Genomic DNA, 16812 nt, shown 5'->3' with positions numbered 1-16812 from the left:
TCGCGAGCTTCACCAAGATGCCGCTCTTGCCGTGCACCCGCCGGAACTCGGCGTTGAGCTCGCCCTCGACCTTCTTCTCTGCCCGCACGCTGATCTTGTGGACGAGCTGGACCAGCAGCTCCACGAGACCGTCGGTGATCTCGGCCTGCCGGACATGGCACAACGCGGCCAGCAGCGTGATGCGGATCGGCGCCGGCGCCGCCTCGAAGTCCGAGGGGTACATCTTCATCGCCCGGGCCCGCCACCCGGATTCAATGGCTCGTGACAACACATGTCGCCGCATCGTGCACCATCAGTAAGCGATTACAGGGCCAGGATGGAGCCGCTGAAGCGCTCCTGACCGCGCTGGGGGCGACCTCGACTCCCCATCGCTGCGAACGCCGGCTCGACGGACCACGCACCCGGAGGGTGAGTCCTTCGTCGCCGGCTCTCGCCTGCCGATCCGGGGCGGCGGGCCGCCCCGGATCGCCGCTGAAACGTCGCGATACAGACGCCTGATGCGGGGAGCTCGATGACCTGGCGGTCGTGATCATCTGGTCATCCTTGTCCCTGCTGCTCAGGTGACCAGGTCTATTGCGTGGGGCACAGCACCGCCCGGGAGGTTTCCGCGATGGCCTGGCCCAGGCTGGGCTGGTCGGTGGACAGGGTGGCTGACACGGCGAGTTGGAGGTGGCCGTCGGGGGAGGCGGAGGTCACGGAGAGGGAGCCGGGACCGGCGCCCATGAACGGGTCGGCGCATCGTGCGGGGTCTGCCGCCTGGCCGCCCGGGCGGGGCATGAGAATCTTCTGCAAGTCCTGGGGCAGCAGCTTGCCCCGCTGGAACGCGCGGTAGAAGGCGGACAGGTCGTGCGCGGTGGAGACCACGCCGCCGGCGGCCCACGGGTCGGTGGCGTTGACCCCGTCGGCGTCGCGTAGCTCGCCTTGCTCGTCGGGGTGGTAGCCGTGGCCGTGCGGTCCCTTGATGCCCTGGGTGGGCTTGGTGGGCAGGTAGGTGCGGGTCATCTTCAAGGGGGTGAACAGCCGCCGGCCGAACTCTTGGCCGAGTGTCCTGCCTGTCAGCTTCTCCACGATCAGGCCGAGCAGGACGTAGTTGGTGTTGGAGTAGGCGGGCTTCTCGCCCGGTTCCTGCTTGCGGGGCAGCTTGCGGGAGATCTTCACTAGGTCGAGTGGGGATTTGTAGGTGGTGTCGAAGGGTTGGATCTGGCCGGGGTAGTCGGGGATGCCGGAGGTGTGCTGGATGAGCTGGCGTACGGTGATCTCGTCGGCGCGCTCCACGAGATCCTTCTCGGCCACGATCGGCAGGACGTCGCTGAGCTTGTCGTCGACGCCCAGCTTGCCTTCGTCGACCAGTTGCAGCAGGACCGCGGCGGTCATGAACTTGGTCTGGGACCAGGCCCGGTAGCGGGATCCGGAGGGGATCATGCCGCCCTTGCCGTCGAGCAGGCGGGAGCCGGCGGTTGCGCGGGCGACGCGCTTGCCGTCGTAGTAGGCCTCGGCGATGACGCCTACCACGCCGGACCGCTTGGCCAACTCGTTCACCGCACGCTGCACCTCGGCGCTGGTCGGTGCCATGCTTGCGGCCGTCCACGAGAAACCCGCCCGCACGGCGGTGGCGGGCGCGGCGACACCCAGGACCAGCGTCGTGCAGGCGAGGCCGGCTATGGCGGCGGATTTGACACGAGACATCTTGTCGTCCTTTTCGATGGGAATGCGTCGCTGGGGGAAGCTCGGCTCATGCCGTGGTTTCCTGCGACGTTGGAACGTTGAGGTCTTTCTCCGCACGGTCTGCGGTCGTCCCGCGCTTCCGTGCGGCGAACAACAGGTTCAGGCCGCGGCCAGGGCTTCGGTGGGTGCCAGACGGGCAGCGCGGATGGCCGGGTACAGGCCGGCGATCGCGCCGACCAGCACGGTGGCGGCCACGCCGCCCGCCATCGTCCACACGGGCACGACGGCGGGCCAGGTCTGGCTAGTGGCGTACACGGCGGTCACGGCGGCTCCGGCCAGGACGCCGGCGAGGCCGCCGAGGGCGGAGAGCACCAGCGACTCGGTCAGGAACTGCAGCCGGATCTGGCCCCGGGTCGCGCCGAGTGAGCGGCGCAGCCCGATCTCCGCGCGGCGTTCCAGGACCGAGATGACCATGGTGTTGGCCACCCCGACGCCGCCGACCAGCAGGGCGACGCCGCCCAGGCCGAGCAGCAGCCCGGTGAAGGCGCGGTCGGTGGCCTGGCGGGCGGCCAGCGCGTCCGACGGCCGGGAGACCTTCACCTCGTTGGGCGCCGGCGGGTTGGCGGTGGCCGCCAGCACCGCCCGTACCGCTTCCACGGCGGCGTCGGCGCTGCGGGTGTAGACGGTGGTGGGCCGTTCGTCGAAGCCGAGGTAGGAGGCCGCGGCCGGCCAGCCGATCAGCGCCGCCGAGTCCAGTTCGGCGGCCAGCGGCACCGGCGCCAGGATGCCGACGACGGTGAACCATCTGCCGCCGAGCAGCACCTGAACGTGCTCTCCCGCGTCCCCGACGCCGAGCCGCCGGGCGGCCGTGGCACCCAGAACCACGGCCGGGTACCGTGCGGTCGCGGCGTTGAGCCAGGTGCCGTGGGCGATGGCGGCGCCGACGGTCCGCGGCAGGTCCAGGTGCGCGGCCTGTACGGAGATGCCCCCGCTCTGCGCCTCGGGGATGCGGTCGTTGCGGTAGACGCGGGTGTCGGCGACCTTGCCGGTGGCGGCGACCTGCTTCACGGGGCCGATTCTGGAGATCATCTCGACGGCCTCGCGGGGCAGCGTGGCGTCCTCGCCGAACACCGTGTCGCCGGGCGACACGGTGAGCAGGTTGGTGCCGAGCGCGTCCAGCGTGCGATCCAGCTCGGCCCTGCTGGAGGAGGAGATGCCGACCACGGCGATCATCGCCGCGATGCCGATCGCGACGCCCAGCGCCGACAGGAACGCCCGCAGCGGGCGGGTGCGCAATCCGGACGCGCCCACGCTGAGCACGTCGCGCGGACGCAACCGGGCGGGCGACATCATGTCCGCGGGCATTCAGATCACCGCCCCGTCGCGCATGGCCACCTGACGGGGCAGGTTCGCGGCGATCTCCCGGTCGTGGGTGATGACCACGACCGTGGTGCCGGCGGTGTGCAACTCGCGCAGCAGCGCCATCACGCCGGCCCCGGAGGCCGAGTCCAGGTTCCCGGTCGGCTCGTCGGCCAGCAGCAGTCCCGGCTCGCCGGCCACCGCCCTGGCGATGGCCACCCGCTGCCGCTGCCCGCCGGACAGCTCGTGCGACCGGTGACTGAGCCGGTCGCCGAGCCCGACGCGCAGCAGCGCCTCCTTGGCCCGGCGCAGGCGCTGCCGCTTCGACAGGCCGGTATAGAGCAGCCCGTCGGCGACGTTGTCCAGGGCGGACAAGCCGGGGGCAAGATGGAACTGCTGGAAGACGAAGCCGATCCGGCGGGCGCGCAGGGCCGACAACCTACGGTCGGCCAGCGCGGCCACGTCGTGACCGTCGATGCGGACCGTGCCGGAGGTGGGCCGGTCCAGGGTGCCGATCAGGTTCAGCATGGTCGACTTGCCCGAGCCGGACGGGCCCACGATGGCGACCATCTCTCCGTGCCCGATGGACAACGTGACGCCGCCCAGGGCCGTCACGCCGCCGGGGTAGGACTTGGTCACCTCCTCGAGTTCGACCATGGCGCTCATGACGGCATCCCCACCGTCAGGCCTTCGCTCAGGCCGCCGCCCGTCACCTCGACCCGGCCGCCGGCGAACAGACCGGTGCGCACGGGCACGATACGGGTGGCGGTGCCGTCCACCGCTTGGACGCCGTAGCCGCCCTCGGCGAGGGCGAGCAGTGCGGCCACCGGCACGGTCAGCACGTTCTTGCGGCTGGAGGCGGTGAACGCGACGTCCACCGAAGCCTGGTCAAAGGCGGCCTTCTTACCGCTGATCGTGATCGTGACCTCGATCTTCGTCTCCGGGTCCGCCGTCTCGCCGCCGCCGTCGTCGCCTGTGTCGATCACGACCTGGGTCTTGGCCACCTTGCCCTTGATGGTCTTGCCGTCGGGCAGCTCGATGGCTGCCGTGGCGCCTTTCGTGGCCAGATGCTGCTCCGACACCTCCAGTTCCACGGTGACCACGCGCGTGGTGCCCGTGACGGCCAGCACCGCCGTTCCCGGCTGGAGGGCGTCGCCGGCGGTGGCCTTGTGGGCGTCCACTCGTACCGGTCCGACCGTGTACACGACCCGGCCGAGCTCCACCGTCCCCGTCTGCGGCAGGCCGAGGTCTTCCTGCCACTCCCGCACCGCCGTGGCGGTCTGGGAGGAGTAGGTCTCATCCAGGGTGAAGCCGTCGTAGCCCAGTGCGCGCAGGTTGCGCTCGAACTGCTCGACGTCGGTGCCTTCGACGCCGGGCGACAGCGCGCGGTAGGCGGGCAGCGAGCCGTACAGGAGCATGACCGGGGTGTCGTCGACGCGGTAGACGGTCTTGCCGCGCTTGACGGTGGCCCCCACGGCGGGCACGCGGGTCAGGGTCCCGGCCAGCTTGCTCGACAGGACCGTTTGCGGGCCGTGACCGAGGGTGCCCGCCTTGGTCTGGGTGTCCACGAGGGTCTGCCGGGTGACCTTCGTGGTGGCCGGTGGCAGGCCGCCCGCCGCCGTCTGCTGCGGTGCGCCTGCCGTGGCGCCGCCCAGCCAGAGCCAGGCCGCGGCGGCGAGCACCGCCGCGGCCAGACCCGCGAACAGCCATCTGCTCACCCGCCGCTCCAAGTCTCGGTCGGGGCGCCCGATGGCGCGGCCGGCTGGAACTTGGCGCACGTCTGGCGGGCCGCCTGAACCTTGGGGTCGTTGGGGTCCATGCCGGTGTCGGGGCCCATCTTGAAGCCGCCGCTCGCGTCTGGGTCGGGGAACTTGGGCACGCCGTTGTCCCGCATGCACTGGGCGAACTTGCGCTGCTGCTCCAGCTTTTGCGGGTCGGCCTGCTCCGGCTCGCCGCCGTTGGGCAGGTGCTGTTTGCACTGCTCCATCGCCGTCTTGGCCTTCTGAGGGTCGGCTCCCTCCGGGAGCCTGACCTGGATCCGCCCATCGGACCCTTCCGGGTCGGGCATCTCGATGCCGTTCTCGCGCATGCACTGCGCGAACTTCAGCCCGCCGTCATTGCCCGAGGCGGTACTGGCGGCGCTCGTCGTGGCGGCGGGGCTTCCCGCCGAGGCGACTGAGGCGCCGGTCTCCTGGTTCTGGCCGCAAGCAGCCAGAACCAGGGTCAGCAAGCCGTACGCCATGACCGTGGTGATACGCATGAAACGTCTCCTTCTCTAGCCGGCGAGCACAGTCAGCGCCCTGGCCAGCACGGGATCGCGCCCGGTGGACATGTCCTTCGCGGTCGTCGGCACGTAGTGGTGGGGCGGCGTGCCGCTGCGGTCGATGACCTCGCGGCCGGGCCCGAGGTGGTAGAGGGCGGGCAGGAGCAGCGCGCTGCCGTCGTCCAGCGCGTATGCGGTGGCCGGGCCCGACACGATGCCGGCGGTACGTGTGCCGACGAGAGCGCCCAGGCCGTTGGCCTTGACCGCGGAGGTGAAGTGATCGCAGGCCGAGGCGCAGTCACGGTCGGTGAGCACGGCCAGGGGGAGGTTCAGCAGCGGGACGGTGTCGTCGGTGCGGCTCGCGGTGCACGCACCCGCGCCGTCGCACAGGTAGGCGGTGACCTTGCCGTGGGCGAACGCGCCGAGCAGCCGGTCGACCTCGGCCGAGGAGCCGCCGCGGTTGCCGCGCACATCGAGCACGACGCCCTTCGGCGTGCCCAGGTCGGTGATCGCCTTGAGCACCGCGTCGGCGGCCTTCGGCGCGAAGCCGGTCAGCTTGACGTAGGCGATGTCGCCGTTCAGGAGCTTGGCGGCCACGGTTTTGGCGGCGGGCTCGTACAAGGCGGGCTTCAGCGCCACCGTCCAGGTGCGGCCCGTGGCCGGACGGCGCAGCTTGAGGTGGACCGCGGAGGTGCGCGGGTAGCTCGGGTAGAGCAGGTTCACCACGCCCGGCGACAGGACGCCGCCGGCGAACGGCGTGTCGCCGTCGACCGTCTCGATGACGTCGCCGGGGCGCAGGTCGTGCTCGGCGGCCGCTCCACCGAGCACGCTGCGGACATACAAGGGGGGCAGCGCCTGTTGCGGCGCACCGTTCATCAAGCCGCTGGAGGGAAAGGTGGTCATGCCCAAGCCGTACTCCTGGCCCGGCTGGTAGCCGGGCGGCAGTTCGGTGCGCTGCCACCTGGCATGGTTGTCACCCAAAGCGCGGATCATGCCGCCGAGGGTCGCCGCAGCCAGTGCCTGCCGCAGCACGGCGTCTTGCGGCAGCGAGCCGGTCACGCGCTGGTATACGGCGCCGAAGGCGTCCCAGTCACCGCTGCGGTCGCCCGTCAGCGCGGGCATCACCGCCTCGGGGCGGTCCTGTCCGCGACGGTGCAGCTCCTGGGCGAACGCGGCGAACGCCGCCACCAACAGCTTGCGGCCGTCGAGAGCCTTGCTGCCGTAGTAGTGGTCGAAAATGCAGCGGTACACCTGTTCGATGGTGGTGATCGTGGTGGCCTTCAGCGGTTCGGGCTGCCCCGGGCCGTTGGCTGCGGCACATGCCGTCGTGTCCTGCACGGCCCGCACCGCTGTGCCCTGCTCGGCCTGCGCCGCAGCGCCCGGCACCAGGAGCAGTGCTCCGAGGGACACGGCGAGTAGACGTGTGATCGTCGGCACAGAGGTCTTCACTGGAAGAACCGAACGTCGGGGTACTTCTCGGACGGCCCGTTCAGCAAGCGGCCGTCGCCGCCGCGGAGATGGCGGTCGAAGAAGGCGGCGATGTAGGCGCGCTCGGCGGCGGCCGCCCGTTCCGCGCTGATCGTGCCCACCGTCTGGGTCAGAGCCTCGGGAATGACCTTCATCGCCGCCAGCTGGTGAATGATCGACTTCACATCGGTGTAGCTGGCGTGAGTCGTGCCGACGATGGACAGGTAGTGCCGCTCACCGCGCAGCTTGTTCCAGAAGCCGGACATCAGGACGCCGAGCTCCTCGGGTCCCTTGCCGTTGCTGCTGAAGATCAGAAAGGGCCGCTTGCCGATCTTGGTGGCGACCTCGCCCACCAACTCGGCCGCCTGCTCCGGTGTCGTCTTCGACGGATCGACCGAGACGGTCGGGACGACGTGGCCGTCGAGGTTGATCCCGGCCTTGATCCGTGAGTCGTTCGCCATGGCCTGGGCCGCGGTCGAACCGCCCAGGGAGTGCCCGAACATACCGATCCGGTCCAGGTCCAAGCTGCCGGCCAGTCCCTTCGGCAGCGAGCGGTTCGCGATGAGCTGGTCGAGCACGAACTTCGTGTCGGCGATGCGCACCTTCATCACGCTGTAGGCGCCGTTCTCGTCGAGGCCGGGCCTGACGGTCTCGACCCGTCCGCCGGGGAACTGCACCGCGCCGGCGTCGTAGGTGTGGTCGATCGCGACGACGACGTAACCACGGCTGGCCAGGTCCTCCACGAGTGTGGTGCCCAGCCAGCGGGACTCTCCGGCGCCCGGCGAGTAGAGCACCACCGGATAGGGGCGGGACGAGGAGGGCCTGACCGGCGCGCTGCTACGGGCGTGGGTGAGCGGGAAGCGCACCTTGCTCAGATCGATGTCCACCTCGCCCAGTTCCATCTGCTTGGCGGTCTGCAGCAGGTTCTTGGTGACCGTGATCCGATAGTGGGCCAGTTCTTTCGGCTGCATCCAGACAGTGGTCGCTGCGCCGCCTTTGGCGGGGTACCACAGGGTGACCATCAGCTCGCGGTCGTGCTTGGTCTGCCACCATGGATCCCGCCGGCCACGATCCACCAGACGCAGCGCCACCGTGCCGATGTCGTAGGAGCCTGTGGGCGCCGGCAGCCTCAGCCGCCCAGCGGACGCCCGCGCAGCCGTGGACGGCGCCACCGCCAGTCCCAGGGCGAGACCCGCCGCCCCCGTCAGGAGTCCGCGCCGGCTGAAGGCGGCGCTGTGCATGTCATCTTCCATGGCAGAGAGGTCTACCGAGGCAGCGGTTACAGAAAGGTATCGTCGAGCCGGAGCCGCCGGAGGCCAGGCGCTGATACCTTCCCGTAACCCCCGGCACGCCACCCTGCGCCCAGGACAACGAGGGAGGAACCGATGTGCGGGTACTCGTGATCGAGGATGACGAGGAGATGGCCGAGGCGATCGCCGAGGGCCTGCGCCGCTTGCGGATGGCCGTGGACGTCGCGCTCGACGGCCCCGGCGGGCTCACCCGCGCCCTGGACAACGACTACGACGTGATCCTGCTGGACCGGGACCTGCCAGGCATGCACGGCGATGAGATCTGCGCCGAACTCATCACCACCGGATGCCGGAGCAGAGTACTCATGCTCACCGCCGCGGCCACCAACGAGGACCTCATCGACGGGCTCGGCATCGGCGCCGACGACTACCTGCCCAAGCCGTTCGACTTCCCGGTGCTGGTCGCTCGCATCGGCGCGCTGGCGCGGCGCGCCCACCCCGCAGTCCCGCCGACCCTGCGCCATGGAGATCTCGTGGTGGACACCGCACAGCGCCTGGCCTACCGGGCCGGGCGGCCGCTGGAGCTCACGCCCAAGGAGTTCGGGGTCCTGGAACTGCTGCTCGCCTCCCAAGGGCGGACCGTGTCCGCCGAAGAGCTGCTGGAACGGGTATGGGACGAGTTCGCCAACCCGTTCAGCCACACCGTCAAGACCACGATCAGCCGGCTCCGGGCCAAGCTCGGCGATCCGCCGATCATCGAGACCGTGGCTAAGTCCGGCTACCGCGTGTGAAGGTTCCCATGCCAGCCACCAGTCCTTCCCGCCCGCCTCGCCGTACCCTCCGCATGCGCCTGACCCTGATCTACGGCGCCCTCTTCCTGCTGTCCGGCACCGGCCTGCTCGCTATCACCTACGTGCTGGTAGCCCATGCCACCAGCGCCGTCGTCTTCGACGGTCAGGACGGCAGCCACCTGATCGGCCAGCCCGGCAGCGCCGCCGACGTCAGCCCCCACATCCTCAGCGTGCCAGAAGGGCTCACCCCCGAGCAGGTCCAGGCGCAGGCGGGCCGCATGCGCGCCCAGGCCGTGCGCCAGCACGAGGCCGAGCTGCGCCAGCTCCTCACCCAGTCCGCGATCGCCCTGGCCATCATGTCGGTCCTCTCGATCGTCCTGGGCTGGATCGTCGCAGGCCGAGCCCTGAGCCCGCTACGGACGATCACCAGGAGCGCACGCCAGATCTCCGCGACGAACCTGCACGCGCGCTTGGCACTCGGCGGACCGGACGACGAACTCAAAGAGCTCGGCAACACCTTCGACGAACTACTCGGCCGACTGGAGGCCTCCTTCAACGCCCAGCGCCAGTTCATCGCCAACGCCTCCCACGAGCTACGGACCCCCTTGGCCCGGCAGCGCACCATGGTGCAGGTGGCTCTGGCCAACCCCGACGCCGGCGTCGAATCCCTGCGCGCCGCCCACGAACGGGTGCTGTCGGCCAACGCCCAGCAGGAACGGCTGATCGAGGCGCTGCTCACCCTCGCACGCAGCGAGACCGGGCTCGACCACCACGAACCCTTCGACCTATTCAACATCACCGATCACATCATCCGCACACGCGCCTCCGAAGCCGCCGACCGAGGCGTTCGCCTCACCACGACGCTCAATCCCGCTCCTGCCTCCGGCGCGCCCCGCCTCGTCGAACGCCTGGTGACCAACCTGGTGGACAACGGCCTGCGCCACAACGTCCCCTCCGGCACCCTCCACGTCACCACCGGCCAGGCGGACGGACAAGCCGTGCTCACGGTGGTCAACACCGGGCCCAGTGTCCCCGAAACGGAGCTCGGCCGACTGTTCCAGCCGTTCCAGCGCGCCGGCACCGCCAGAGCCGGCCACGACAGCGGACTCGGACTCGGACTGTCCATCGTCAAGGCTGTCGCCGCCGCCCACGGCGCACAACTCGACGCCCGGCCAAACCCGGAAGGCGGCATACGCATCACCGTGACGTTTCCAGCGCACACCTAGCCTTCCTCTGGACACCCCACCGTCATCACCGCCTTGAGCGCCCCCTGTAAGTCGCACTGGCAGAAACGGGCAGCATGGTGGCGGGACTGGCTGATCGCTAAGGCGACGCCTTTCGCGCGCGCTTGCAGCACCGCCGTGAGGCTGAACCGGTACCGAGGAGTGGGCCTCACCCCTGCAGAGGAGGCCCGCACTCGGCTGATCTTCGGCGATCAGCCGGCCAATGCCTGCAGCAGACGCTCCCGCTGTTGCTTGGTCAGTTCGCCGACCCGGCGCTTCTCAGCCACCCCCGACACGGCCATCAGCGCCGCGACCCTCGCCGGCCCGCCCAGGAACCGCGCGAAGAACCTGCGCCACCCGCGTCTTCTTCACCAGTTCCTCGCCGCTACGGCCGAACATCTCGGCCACGCTGGTCGTACCGGACCTCACCCCGGCTAGCAGCAAGGCCGTGAAGTTTGTGGATGGGTGGGGTTGTCCAGCGGTCGCAAGCTGCGGTTTCGTCGGACGTGAGGAGCGGAGCCCCGGTAGAACTGGCAGTCGACCAAGACAAGCCGTTCACAAAGACCGGAGGCTCCGCTGTCCGGACAGTCTGCCATCACACGTGTCATCACGGTGGCCGGAGGCCGGTTCGCGCCCGGTCATCTCGGCGAACTCACCCAGCTCATACCTTTCGAGATGGTCGATGAGGCGCTCAGCGCCACCGGGACCGTGCAGTCGCGGCTGCGGGATCTGCCCTCCCGGGTCGTGGTGTACCTGGTTCTGGCCGCCTGCCTGTTCCCAGAGGTGGGATACCCCGCCGTATGGCGCAAGCTCACCGGCGCGCTGTCGGGCCTGCCGCTGGCCGCGCCGACAGCCAGCGCGTTGGCCCAGGCCCGCCGACGTATCGGTGCCGAGCCCCTGCGATGGCTGTTCGGCCTGCTGAGGGGCCCGGCGCCCACCCTGCACCCACCAGCGGCCCGCTGGCGGGGACTGCTGGTGGTCGCGCTGGACGGCACCACCCTGACCGTCGCCGACACCCCTGCGGTTCTGACCCGGTTCACCAAGCAGGCGGGCAACCACGGCGGCACCGGATACCCGCAAGTCCGGCTGCTCGCCCTGGTCGCCTGCGGCACCCGCACCCTCATCGACGCCGTTTTCGGCCCGACCACCTCGGGTGAGACCACCTACGCCCCGCGCCTGACTGGGAGGCCTACTTCGGTCAGGCCGCGCAGATTCAAGAGCAGCGGGCCAAGGTCTTGGCCGCTGCCTACGCCGCCAATCCCACTCGGTTCGGCCGTCCACCCAGCCCGCCACCGCTGCCGACCACTGCGTGGATCAACCCACCAACCCCACAAGCGCTCATAGCGTCCAAATAGCAGGAAACTGTCTCAAAGTTCTTGACAGGTACCGGGCTGCGGTCCTGGTGATAGTGGCAATCGTGGCCATTCGCGGCACCGATGACCAGCGATTCATCCGCTCGGCGGCAGGGATGGAGGCGTTCGCACGCACAGTGAGGGAAGGCGACCGGGTCAGCCCTCGCACCGTCGGCGGGATGGACTTTGAGGAGATCCGCCGCGAGCACGGCGTCGTCGTCTTCCAGCAAGGGGAGGAGTTGTTCAGCCCCTACGGCTACGCCTGGAGTCCGCAGGGCGATCCGGCTCCAATCCTCGAGGACGTGGAGTGGTCGGAGGATCACGTCGATCACTATTTCGAGCACTTGGAGGGCGCCTTCTACTCCTGGCAGGGAAGGCGCTGACACGCAACCGAACCTCAGGGCGAGGGGCCACGCGCGGCGCTTGTTCAAATCCAGCCTGCCAACCCCGTACTGACCATGAAGGCCAGCCCGGGCCGATGTCTTTGCCCCGTCCGCCAGGTGAACCGGCGCACTGGCTCGGCCCAACGCACCTCGAACGAGGTCAAGTCACGGACGGGGCAGACCACTTCCGCGCCGTTGACCCGCATCGACGTTGTCCATCTCCTGGACCAGTCCGGGCTCATGCTCCGGCCCAGCTCGGCCCACGACACAGCCCCTGGATCTCCGACGATCAGGTCCGGGAGGTCATAGTCATGCGAGAGAACCTCGCTTGTGTTACGCCGTCCCAGTGGCATCATCGCGCCAGGTAGAAATCACGATACGTTCGGCTCTATATACGCAGAGCAACAGTTTTGTGCCTAGCACAGTGACAACTGCCAAAATGAGAGTTGTCGCCAGTTCCGCGAAGCGGTCTACTCGCTGGGCGGCCGGTGCCCCGTGTGATTACCCAGCGGGTGCGGCGGGACGGGCGTGGTCCAGGAGCGCACCTGCTCGGCAAGGGCGGCAACATTCTCCGGGGGCGTGGTCTTGATGATGCCGTGTCCCAGGTTGAACACGAACGGCCCCCCGCTCAGGGCACGCAGGATGCGGTCTGTCTCGGCGTTGAGTGCCTGGCCGCCGGCGGCCAGGAGCTGGGGGTCGAGGTTGCCCTGCACGCAGCGGCCGAGGCCGCGCTGTAGATTTTGCGCGGCCCAGTTAAGGGGGACCGTGGCGTCCAGGCTGATGCAGTCCGCGCCGGTCGCCTCGGCGAAGCCGTCGTAGGCGAGTCCTGCGCCTCGGGGAAAGGCGATGACGGGAACGCCCGGGTATTTGCCCTTCAGCGCTGCGATGATGGCGGCGACTGGCTTGACGCACCAGCGTTCGAAGAGGGCGTCGGGGAGGATCCCGGCCCAGGTGTCGAACAACTGGACCGCTTCCGCGCCCGCTTCGATCTGGCGGCCCAGGAACTGGATGACAGCAGTCGTGAGCACGTCGATCAGGGGCTGGAACCCCTCCGGGTCGCTCAGGGCCCACTGCTTGACGACGGCGTGCTCTGACGGGCCGCCGCCGCGTCCTTCGACCATGTAGGTGGCGATGGTCCACGGCGCGCCGGCATACCCGATCAGTGTCACCTCGGGAGGCAGGTCACGGGTAAGTTGCCTGACCGTTTCGTATACCGGGGCCAGTTCCTCATGGAGACGGGAAACGCCCAGGAAGTCGGCTATGTCCGCTGCCGAGCGGACGGGAGGCGTCAGTACCGGCCCATCGCCGGCGCGGTAGTCCAAGGTCTGGCCGAGCGCGGCGGCAACCTGCGGAAGGTCAGCGAAGACAATGGCGGCATCGAGCGGGAAACGACGGATTGGCTGCAGGGTGACCTCGACAGCGTGCTCGGGCGAGTTGCAGAGCCCGACCATGCCGCCGGCGGCCTCGCGGATCCGGTGGTACTCGGGCAAGTAGCGTCCGGCCTGCCGCATTAGCCAGATCGGCGGCCGCTCGGTCCGTTCTCCCGCGAGCGCGCGCAGGAGCAGCTTCCTGGGCCGGGCGCGGCCAGGCGCCTGCTTCGGACTCATCTCTTCCTGTGTGCCGATGTCCACGCTGTTCCGTCCTGTTGAGCTGCCCCGCGCTTCGAGGCGGTCCGGTGAGCAGGCCCCAACCCGGGTAAGGAGGGCGTTGCCATCGTAGTGGCGCACGGTCCAGGGCTGCCCGGCAGGCGTCGAACCGTACTGGATCGGTCCAATGCTGGAGAACCTGGCTTGTGTCACGCCGTCCCAGCGGCACCCTCGAATCAGGATGGCGGGGGTTCGTCGCGCAGGAGTTCGGCACCCTGGCCGCCCTGGATGAGCGCGACATCGCCGAGACGGTGATCGACGAGCCCAACAGGCGCCTCTGGCGAGTGGTGGACGCCGCCTACGACCGGCTCATCCGCACCGAGTGCGGTAACAAACTGAGCCGGGGTCCGGTTGACTGCGCTGCCTGCAACCTGGCTAACGGAGTCCGGTATGTCGCCATCGAAATTGACCAGCCCGGCGTCCCACCAGGCAACGAACACGCATTGAGGGTCAACGTGTCCGTGGGGCGCAGACCATCGGGAATCTCGTGGCGTGAAGTACGGGAGCGGCGGCTCTTACTCCCCTGGTACGGCAGTCACCATTCACGTTGTGACCAGCGCGGATGGGCAATAGTCCGTTGCGATCTTGAGATCGGAAGCAGGCACAACGAGAGCAGCCGCTCGTGATCATGCCTGTGTGACGAGTACAAGATCGAGAGCGGCTGCCGCGCTCATCCTAGAAGCGCGGCGCGTGCAACGAAACACCGACGAGCTGCTCAACGCGCTGGCACCGATGTTCGCCCGGATCGAGCCCCGCTTGCAGGCCGCCAAGTACATCCGTGCCGTCATGTCCGACCTGCCCAAACGCAATGGTTGGACGATCGCCAAGCACGCCGGGGACCGCTCCCAGGCCGCCACCCAGCGGCTGCTGAACCGACCTGCCCCCGGCCGCCGTCGCCCTCGCGCTGCGCATGTGGGGCTGCATGCACGGTCTGATTTCCCTGGAGGTCTACGGTCATCTCGGCACGCAGACCGGCGATCCCGCCAAGCTCTATCACGCCGAACTGCTCGACCTGCTCAGATCACTGGGGCTCGACGTGGAGCATGCACGCCACCCGGGGACGCGGCGATCCTCGGCCTGAGCCCTTTGGACGATGTGCCGCAGGAGGAGATGACGCCCGCCAACGTGGTGCCCATCGTGGCGCAACTGCCGACAGGCCAGCATCTGACGGTCCCCGCTGCGGCCGACGCCTTCCTCGACACCCTGCCCAACCCCAACACCGTGCGCGCCTACGCCGCTGGCGTCGGCAAGATCGCGCTCCGGCTCGGCGAGCACCGCCCGCTCGCGGCGGTGGCCGACGACGAGATCGGCGAGGTCCTGGAAACACTGTGGGGCGGGGCGGCGGTCAACACCTGGAACGCCCGCCGCGCCGCCGTACTGTCCTGGCTGGCCTGGTGCCAACAGCGAAGCCACACCACACCAGCCGTGCCCGCCTGGGCCAAGCGACTGGCGGCACCCGGCAGCCAGACCCCGCCCGCTCCAAGACCGCGATCGACCGGCCGAGGTTTGGCCGCAGGGTGGGCGGCTCGTTGCCGGGTGTCGGTGAGGTCGACCGCAGTGGGCCGGCTAGGTCCGCGCTGGTGGAGGCGGTCGATGCGGGGGCAGCACGAGCGGATCGGCATGCAGCGACGGCGGAAGATCACCTCCGATGGATGGAAGCGATGCCCCGCGACCACGGCCGGCTGCCGGAGCCCTCTCTGTCAGACTGCTGTGATACATGGGACAGATGGGTCCTTCTGATGTGAAGCAGGGTGAGACAGGACGATCGAGACAGTGACGATGACCCTCGCCGACCAGAGCGCCATAACGGGGCAGGATGGTCGAGTGACCGATGAGCAGCCGGCCCGGCCCAAACGACGGACGTTCACCAAGGCATACAAGGCACGTATCCTGGCTGCCTTCGACGCGCTGCCCGAGGGCAGCCCCGAGCGAGGCGCCCTGCTCCGCAAGGAACGGCTGTATCACTCCCATATCGTGCATTGGAGGAAGCAGGCCGAGCACGGAAGGCTCCCGGCCACGTCCGGCCAGCCGCACAAGAGCGCCGAGTCGGAGGAACTGGCCCGGCTACGAGCCGAGAACAAGAAACTCAAGGCCGACACCGCAAAACTCGAGTCCCGCAACGAGAAACTGGCCGGCGAACTGGGCAAGACCAAAACCGCGCTGGACATCGCGGGAAAAGCATTCGCGCTGCTTCAGGACATCTCAAGCAGCGCGGACTCCGACACGAACTGAACCAGGTGCCGGACGAGTATTTCCCGGCTTTGGAAAAGTCGGTCGGGACGGTCCGGGCGTGCGCGGTGTTCGGGAAATCCCGGGCCACGGTGCACCGCCGGCGCAACCCGCGCCCGCCCGTGCAGGGGCCGCGCCGGCCGTTCCACCACCCGGCCGAACTGTCCGACGCCGAGCGCGAGCAGGTCCTCGCGGTGCTCGACTCGCCGCGCTTCGCCGACAAGTCGCCCGGCCAACATCGGTCCGCTCCTTCGAGTGAGTACGTCGGTTGAGGAATTCGCGCGCAACCTCAGCCGTCAACCTTGGCTGATACCGCTCATCTGCGTCGCTGCCGACAAATCGACTACCCGAGTCTTCGACGCCACCCCTGATCGGGAGTACGTAACCTCGCCGGGAAGGACAGCTGTCCGAACCAATCATAATCTCGTTCCCGAACTCCGGCATGTCGCGCCGACGCTGGATGAGTATCCGTCAACTCACCATCGCTACCAGCGGGCCACGCAACTACTGAATAAGCACACTGACTGGACGTTCGAGGGGCTGGCTGGACTCGCTGCCGATCACGACGGTTATCCTCAGTCGTCGATCTGCCGTCACCCCGGTCCGGACGGCAAGTCGCAAACCCTCTACTCAGTGACGATGCGCATCAACGACGGCGTCGCGCTCGCCCTCCTGGGGAATCCCTGCGAGTCTGCGGGTGCCCTGTCCGACGGTCCTCGTCCTGATCTTTCTGACGGTTCCGTAGTGATCGTTGAAGGCCACTCCGGCACCCGGCTCTCTGCGATACCTCATGCGCCGTGACCCTCGGCGTCACGTGCGTGATGCGACGGACTCGTTCCAGCAACGTGTGCCGTTCGCGTTCTGGGGCAACTGATGGTGATCTGCTCGCCCGGGCCAGCCACCTGTTCGGCCTCATTGGCGGCCGTGAACGGGAACCGGGCGACGATGGTCCAGGCGTTTGGCGAGGGACCTCCGCGATTTTGGATAGCACTCAAGTGCGCTGATATCCCATAGTTGCACCAGGTCAGCAGCGCGGGCCTCGGCAGTCTATGCCTGCTGCAGGGTGGCGGCTCCAGCTCCCAGTTGGACTTCGCCAACTGCTCGCCACCTTGGAGAACGCCCTCCGCCTGCGCGCGCACCGCTCCGGTACCCTCACCGCCTTGGACCGTTACCCGCACCAGCGC

18 protein-coding genes and 1 pseudogene are annotated in these 16812 nt (G+C 68.9%); 10 read left to right on the top strand and 9 right to left on the bottom strand.

Annotated elements, in window-relative coordinates; translation table 11 throughout:
• Positions 1–570: 570 nt before the first annotated feature.
• The 7 genes from ABEA43_RS61560 to ABEA43_RS61530 all read right to left on the bottom strand — a co-directional run bounded on the left by ABEA43_RS61560 (position 571) and on the right by ABEA43_RS61530 (position 8007).
• Positions 571–1686 carry a serine hydrolase domain-containing protein gene (locus tag ABEA43_RS61560; protein WP_345578046.1) on the bottom strand — a complete coding sequence of 372 codons (1116 nt, stop codon included), beginning with the start codon at positions 1684–1686 and terminating at the stop codon, positions 571–573.
• A gap of 138 nt (positions 1687–1824) precedes the next feature.
• Positions 1825–3030: an ABC transporter permease gene (locus ABEA43_RS61555; RefSeq protein WP_345578043.1), complete on the bottom strand. Its 1206-nt coding sequence runs from the start codon at positions 3028–3030 to the stop codon at positions 1825–1827.
• Entirely contained in the window at positions 3031–3681 is a 651-nt protein-coding gene (locus ABEA43_RS61550) for an ABC transporter ATP-binding protein (protein WP_345578142.1), read from the bottom strand. It abuts the gene before it with no gap.
• A gap of 5 nt (positions 3682–3686) precedes the next feature.
• The gene (locus ABEA43_RS61545) at positions 3687–4742 is read right to left on the bottom strand and encodes a peptidoglycan-binding protein (RefSeq protein ID WP_345578040.1); all 1056 of its coding nucleotides are present in this window, start codon (positions 4740–4742) and stop codon (positions 3687–3689) included.
• Positions 4739–5284, bottom strand: coding sequence for a hypothetical protein (locus ABEA43_RS61540; RefSeq protein ID WP_345578038.1), 546 nt, complete (start codon positions 5282–5284; stop codon positions 4739–4741). Before ABEA43_RS61540 ends, ABEA43_RS61545 begins: the two co-directional genes overlap by 4 nt.
• 15 nt (positions 5285–5299) lie before the next feature.
• Positions 5300–6697 carry a S41 family peptidase gene (locus ABEA43_RS61535; protein ID WP_345578035.1) on the bottom strand — a complete coding sequence of 466 codons (1398 nt, stop codon included), beginning with the start codon at positions 6695–6697 and terminating at the stop codon, positions 5300–5302.
• A gap of 35 nt (positions 6698–6732) precedes the next feature.
• Positions 6733–8007 carry an alpha/beta hydrolase family protein gene (locus tag ABEA43_RS61530; protein ID WP_345578032.1) on the bottom strand — a complete coding sequence of 425 codons (1275 nt, stop codon included), beginning with the start codon at positions 8005–8007 and terminating at the stop codon, positions 6733–6735.
• A gap of 134 nt (positions 8008–8141) precedes the next feature.
• On the opposite strand from ABEA43_RS61530, the gene ABEA43_RS61525 reads away from it, so the two are divergent.
• From ABEA43_RS61525 to ABEA43_RS61510, 4 genes are all read left to right on the top strand, one after another.
• On the top strand, positions 8142–8795 hold the full coding sequence (locus ABEA43_RS61525) for a response regulator transcription factor (protein WP_345578029.1): 654 nt from the start codon (positions 8142–8144) through the stop codon (positions 8793–8795).
• 53 nt (positions 8796–8848) lie between these two features.
• Positions 8849–10021: a sensor histidine kinase gene (locus ABEA43_RS61520; RefSeq protein ID WP_345578026.1), complete on the top strand. Its 1173-nt coding sequence runs from the start codon at positions 8849–8851 to the stop codon at positions 10019–10021.
• 609 nt (positions 10022–10630) lie between these two features.
• The gene (locus ABEA43_RS61515) at positions 10631–11362 is read left to right on the top strand and encodes a transposase domain-containing protein (protein ID WP_345578023.1); all 732 of its coding nucleotides are present in this window, start codon (positions 10631–10633) and stop codon (positions 11360–11362) included.
• A gap of 73 nt (positions 11363–11435) precedes the next feature.
• Positions 11436–11753, top strand: coding sequence for a hypothetical protein (locus ABEA43_RS61510; protein ID WP_345578020.1), 318 nt, complete (start codon positions 11436–11438; stop codon positions 11751–11753).
• 470 nt (positions 11754–12223) lie between these two features.
• Here ABEA43_RS61510 and hemE read toward each other — a convergent pair whose 3' ends face one another.
• Positions 12224–13384, bottom strand: coding sequence for a uroporphyrinogen decarboxylase (gene hemE, locus ABEA43_RS61505; RefSeq protein WP_345578018.1), 1161 nt, complete (start codon positions 13382–13384; stop codon positions 12224–12226).
• A 191-nt stretch (positions 13385–13575) separates the two neighbouring features.
• Entirely contained in the window at positions 13576–13839 is a 264-nt protein-coding gene (locus tag ABEA43_RS61500; RefSeq protein WP_345578016.1) for a hypothetical protein, read from the bottom strand.
• A gap of 250 nt (positions 13840–14089) precedes the next feature.
• Here ABEA43_RS61500 and ABEA43_RS68505 point away from each other — a divergent pair.
• The 6 genes and pseudogenes from ABEA43_RS68505 to ABEA43_RS61475 all read left to right on the top strand — a co-directional run.
• Positions 14090–14275 (top strand): annotated as a pseudogene (locus ABEA43_RS68505) (IS701 family transposase); the annotation flags it as partial.
• Between the two features lies 1 nt (position 14276).
• Complete coding sequence (locus tag ABEA43_RS61495) at positions 14277–14480, top strand: TetR-like C-terminal domain-containing protein (RefSeq protein WP_345578140.1); 204 nt, start codon at positions 14277–14279, stop codon at positions 14478–14480.
• 5 nt (positions 14481–14485) lie between these two features.
• Complete coding sequence (locus tag ABEA43_RS61490; protein ID WP_345578013.1) at positions 14486–15139, top strand: hypothetical protein; 654 nt, start codon at positions 14486–14488, stop codon at positions 15137–15139.
• Between the two features lie 33 nt (positions 15140–15172).
• On the top strand, positions 15173–15631 hold the full coding sequence (locus tag ABEA43_RS61485) for a hypothetical protein (RefSeq protein ID WP_345578010.1): 459 nt from the start codon (positions 15173–15175) through the stop codon (positions 15629–15631).
• A gap of 5 nt (positions 15632–15636) precedes the next feature.
• On the top strand, positions 15637–15900 hold the full coding sequence (locus tag ABEA43_RS61480) for a hypothetical protein (protein WP_345578007.1): 264 nt from the start codon (positions 15637–15639) through the stop codon (positions 15898–15900).
• The gene (locus ABEA43_RS61475; RefSeq protein ID WP_345578004.1) at positions 15884–16429 is read left to right on the top strand and encodes a carcinine hydrolase/isopenicillin-N N-acyltransferase family protein; all 546 of its coding nucleotides are present in this window, start codon (positions 15884–15886) and stop codon (positions 16427–16429) included. The genes ABEA43_RS61480 and ABEA43_RS61475 overlap by 17 nt, the downstream gene beginning before the upstream one ends.
• The last annotated feature ends 383 nt before the right edge of the window (positions 16430–16812 follow it).

Source organism: Nonomuraea rosea, assembly GCF_039539705.1.
GTDB lineage: Bacteria > Actinomycetota > Actinomycetes > Streptosporangiales > Streptosporangiaceae > Nonomuraea > Nonomuraea rosea.
Note: the sequence above shows the minus strand (reverse complement) of the source record. Positions and strands in the feature narration are given on the sequence as shown.

Bases quoted from the DNA above. Each gene is read 5' to 3' on its own strand.
- ABEA43_RS61560 (WP_345578046.1), bottom strand. From the start codon at position 1,686: ATGTCTCGTGTCAAATCCGCCGCCATAGCCGGCCTCGCCTGCACGACG.
- ABEA43_RS61555 (WP_345578043.1), bottom strand. From the start codon at position 3,030: ATGCCCGCGGACATGATGTCGCCCGCCCGGTTGCGTCCGCGCGACGTG.
- ABEA43_RS61550 (WP_345578142.1), bottom strand. From the start codon at position 3,681: ATGGTCGAACTCGAGGAGGTGACCAAGTCCTACCCCGGCGGCGTGACG.
- ABEA43_RS61540 (WP_345578038.1), bottom strand. From the start codon at position 5,284: ATGCGTATCACCACGGTCATGGCGTACGGCTTGCTGACCCTGGTTCTG.
- ABEA43_RS61530 (WP_345578032.1), bottom strand. From the start codon at position 8,007: ATGGAAGATGACATGCACAGCGCCGCCTTCAGCCGGCGCGGACTCCTG.
- ABEA43_RS61520 (WP_345578026.1), top strand. From the start codon at position 8,849: ATGCGCCTGACCCTGATCTACGGCGCCCTCTTCCTGCTGTCCGGCACC.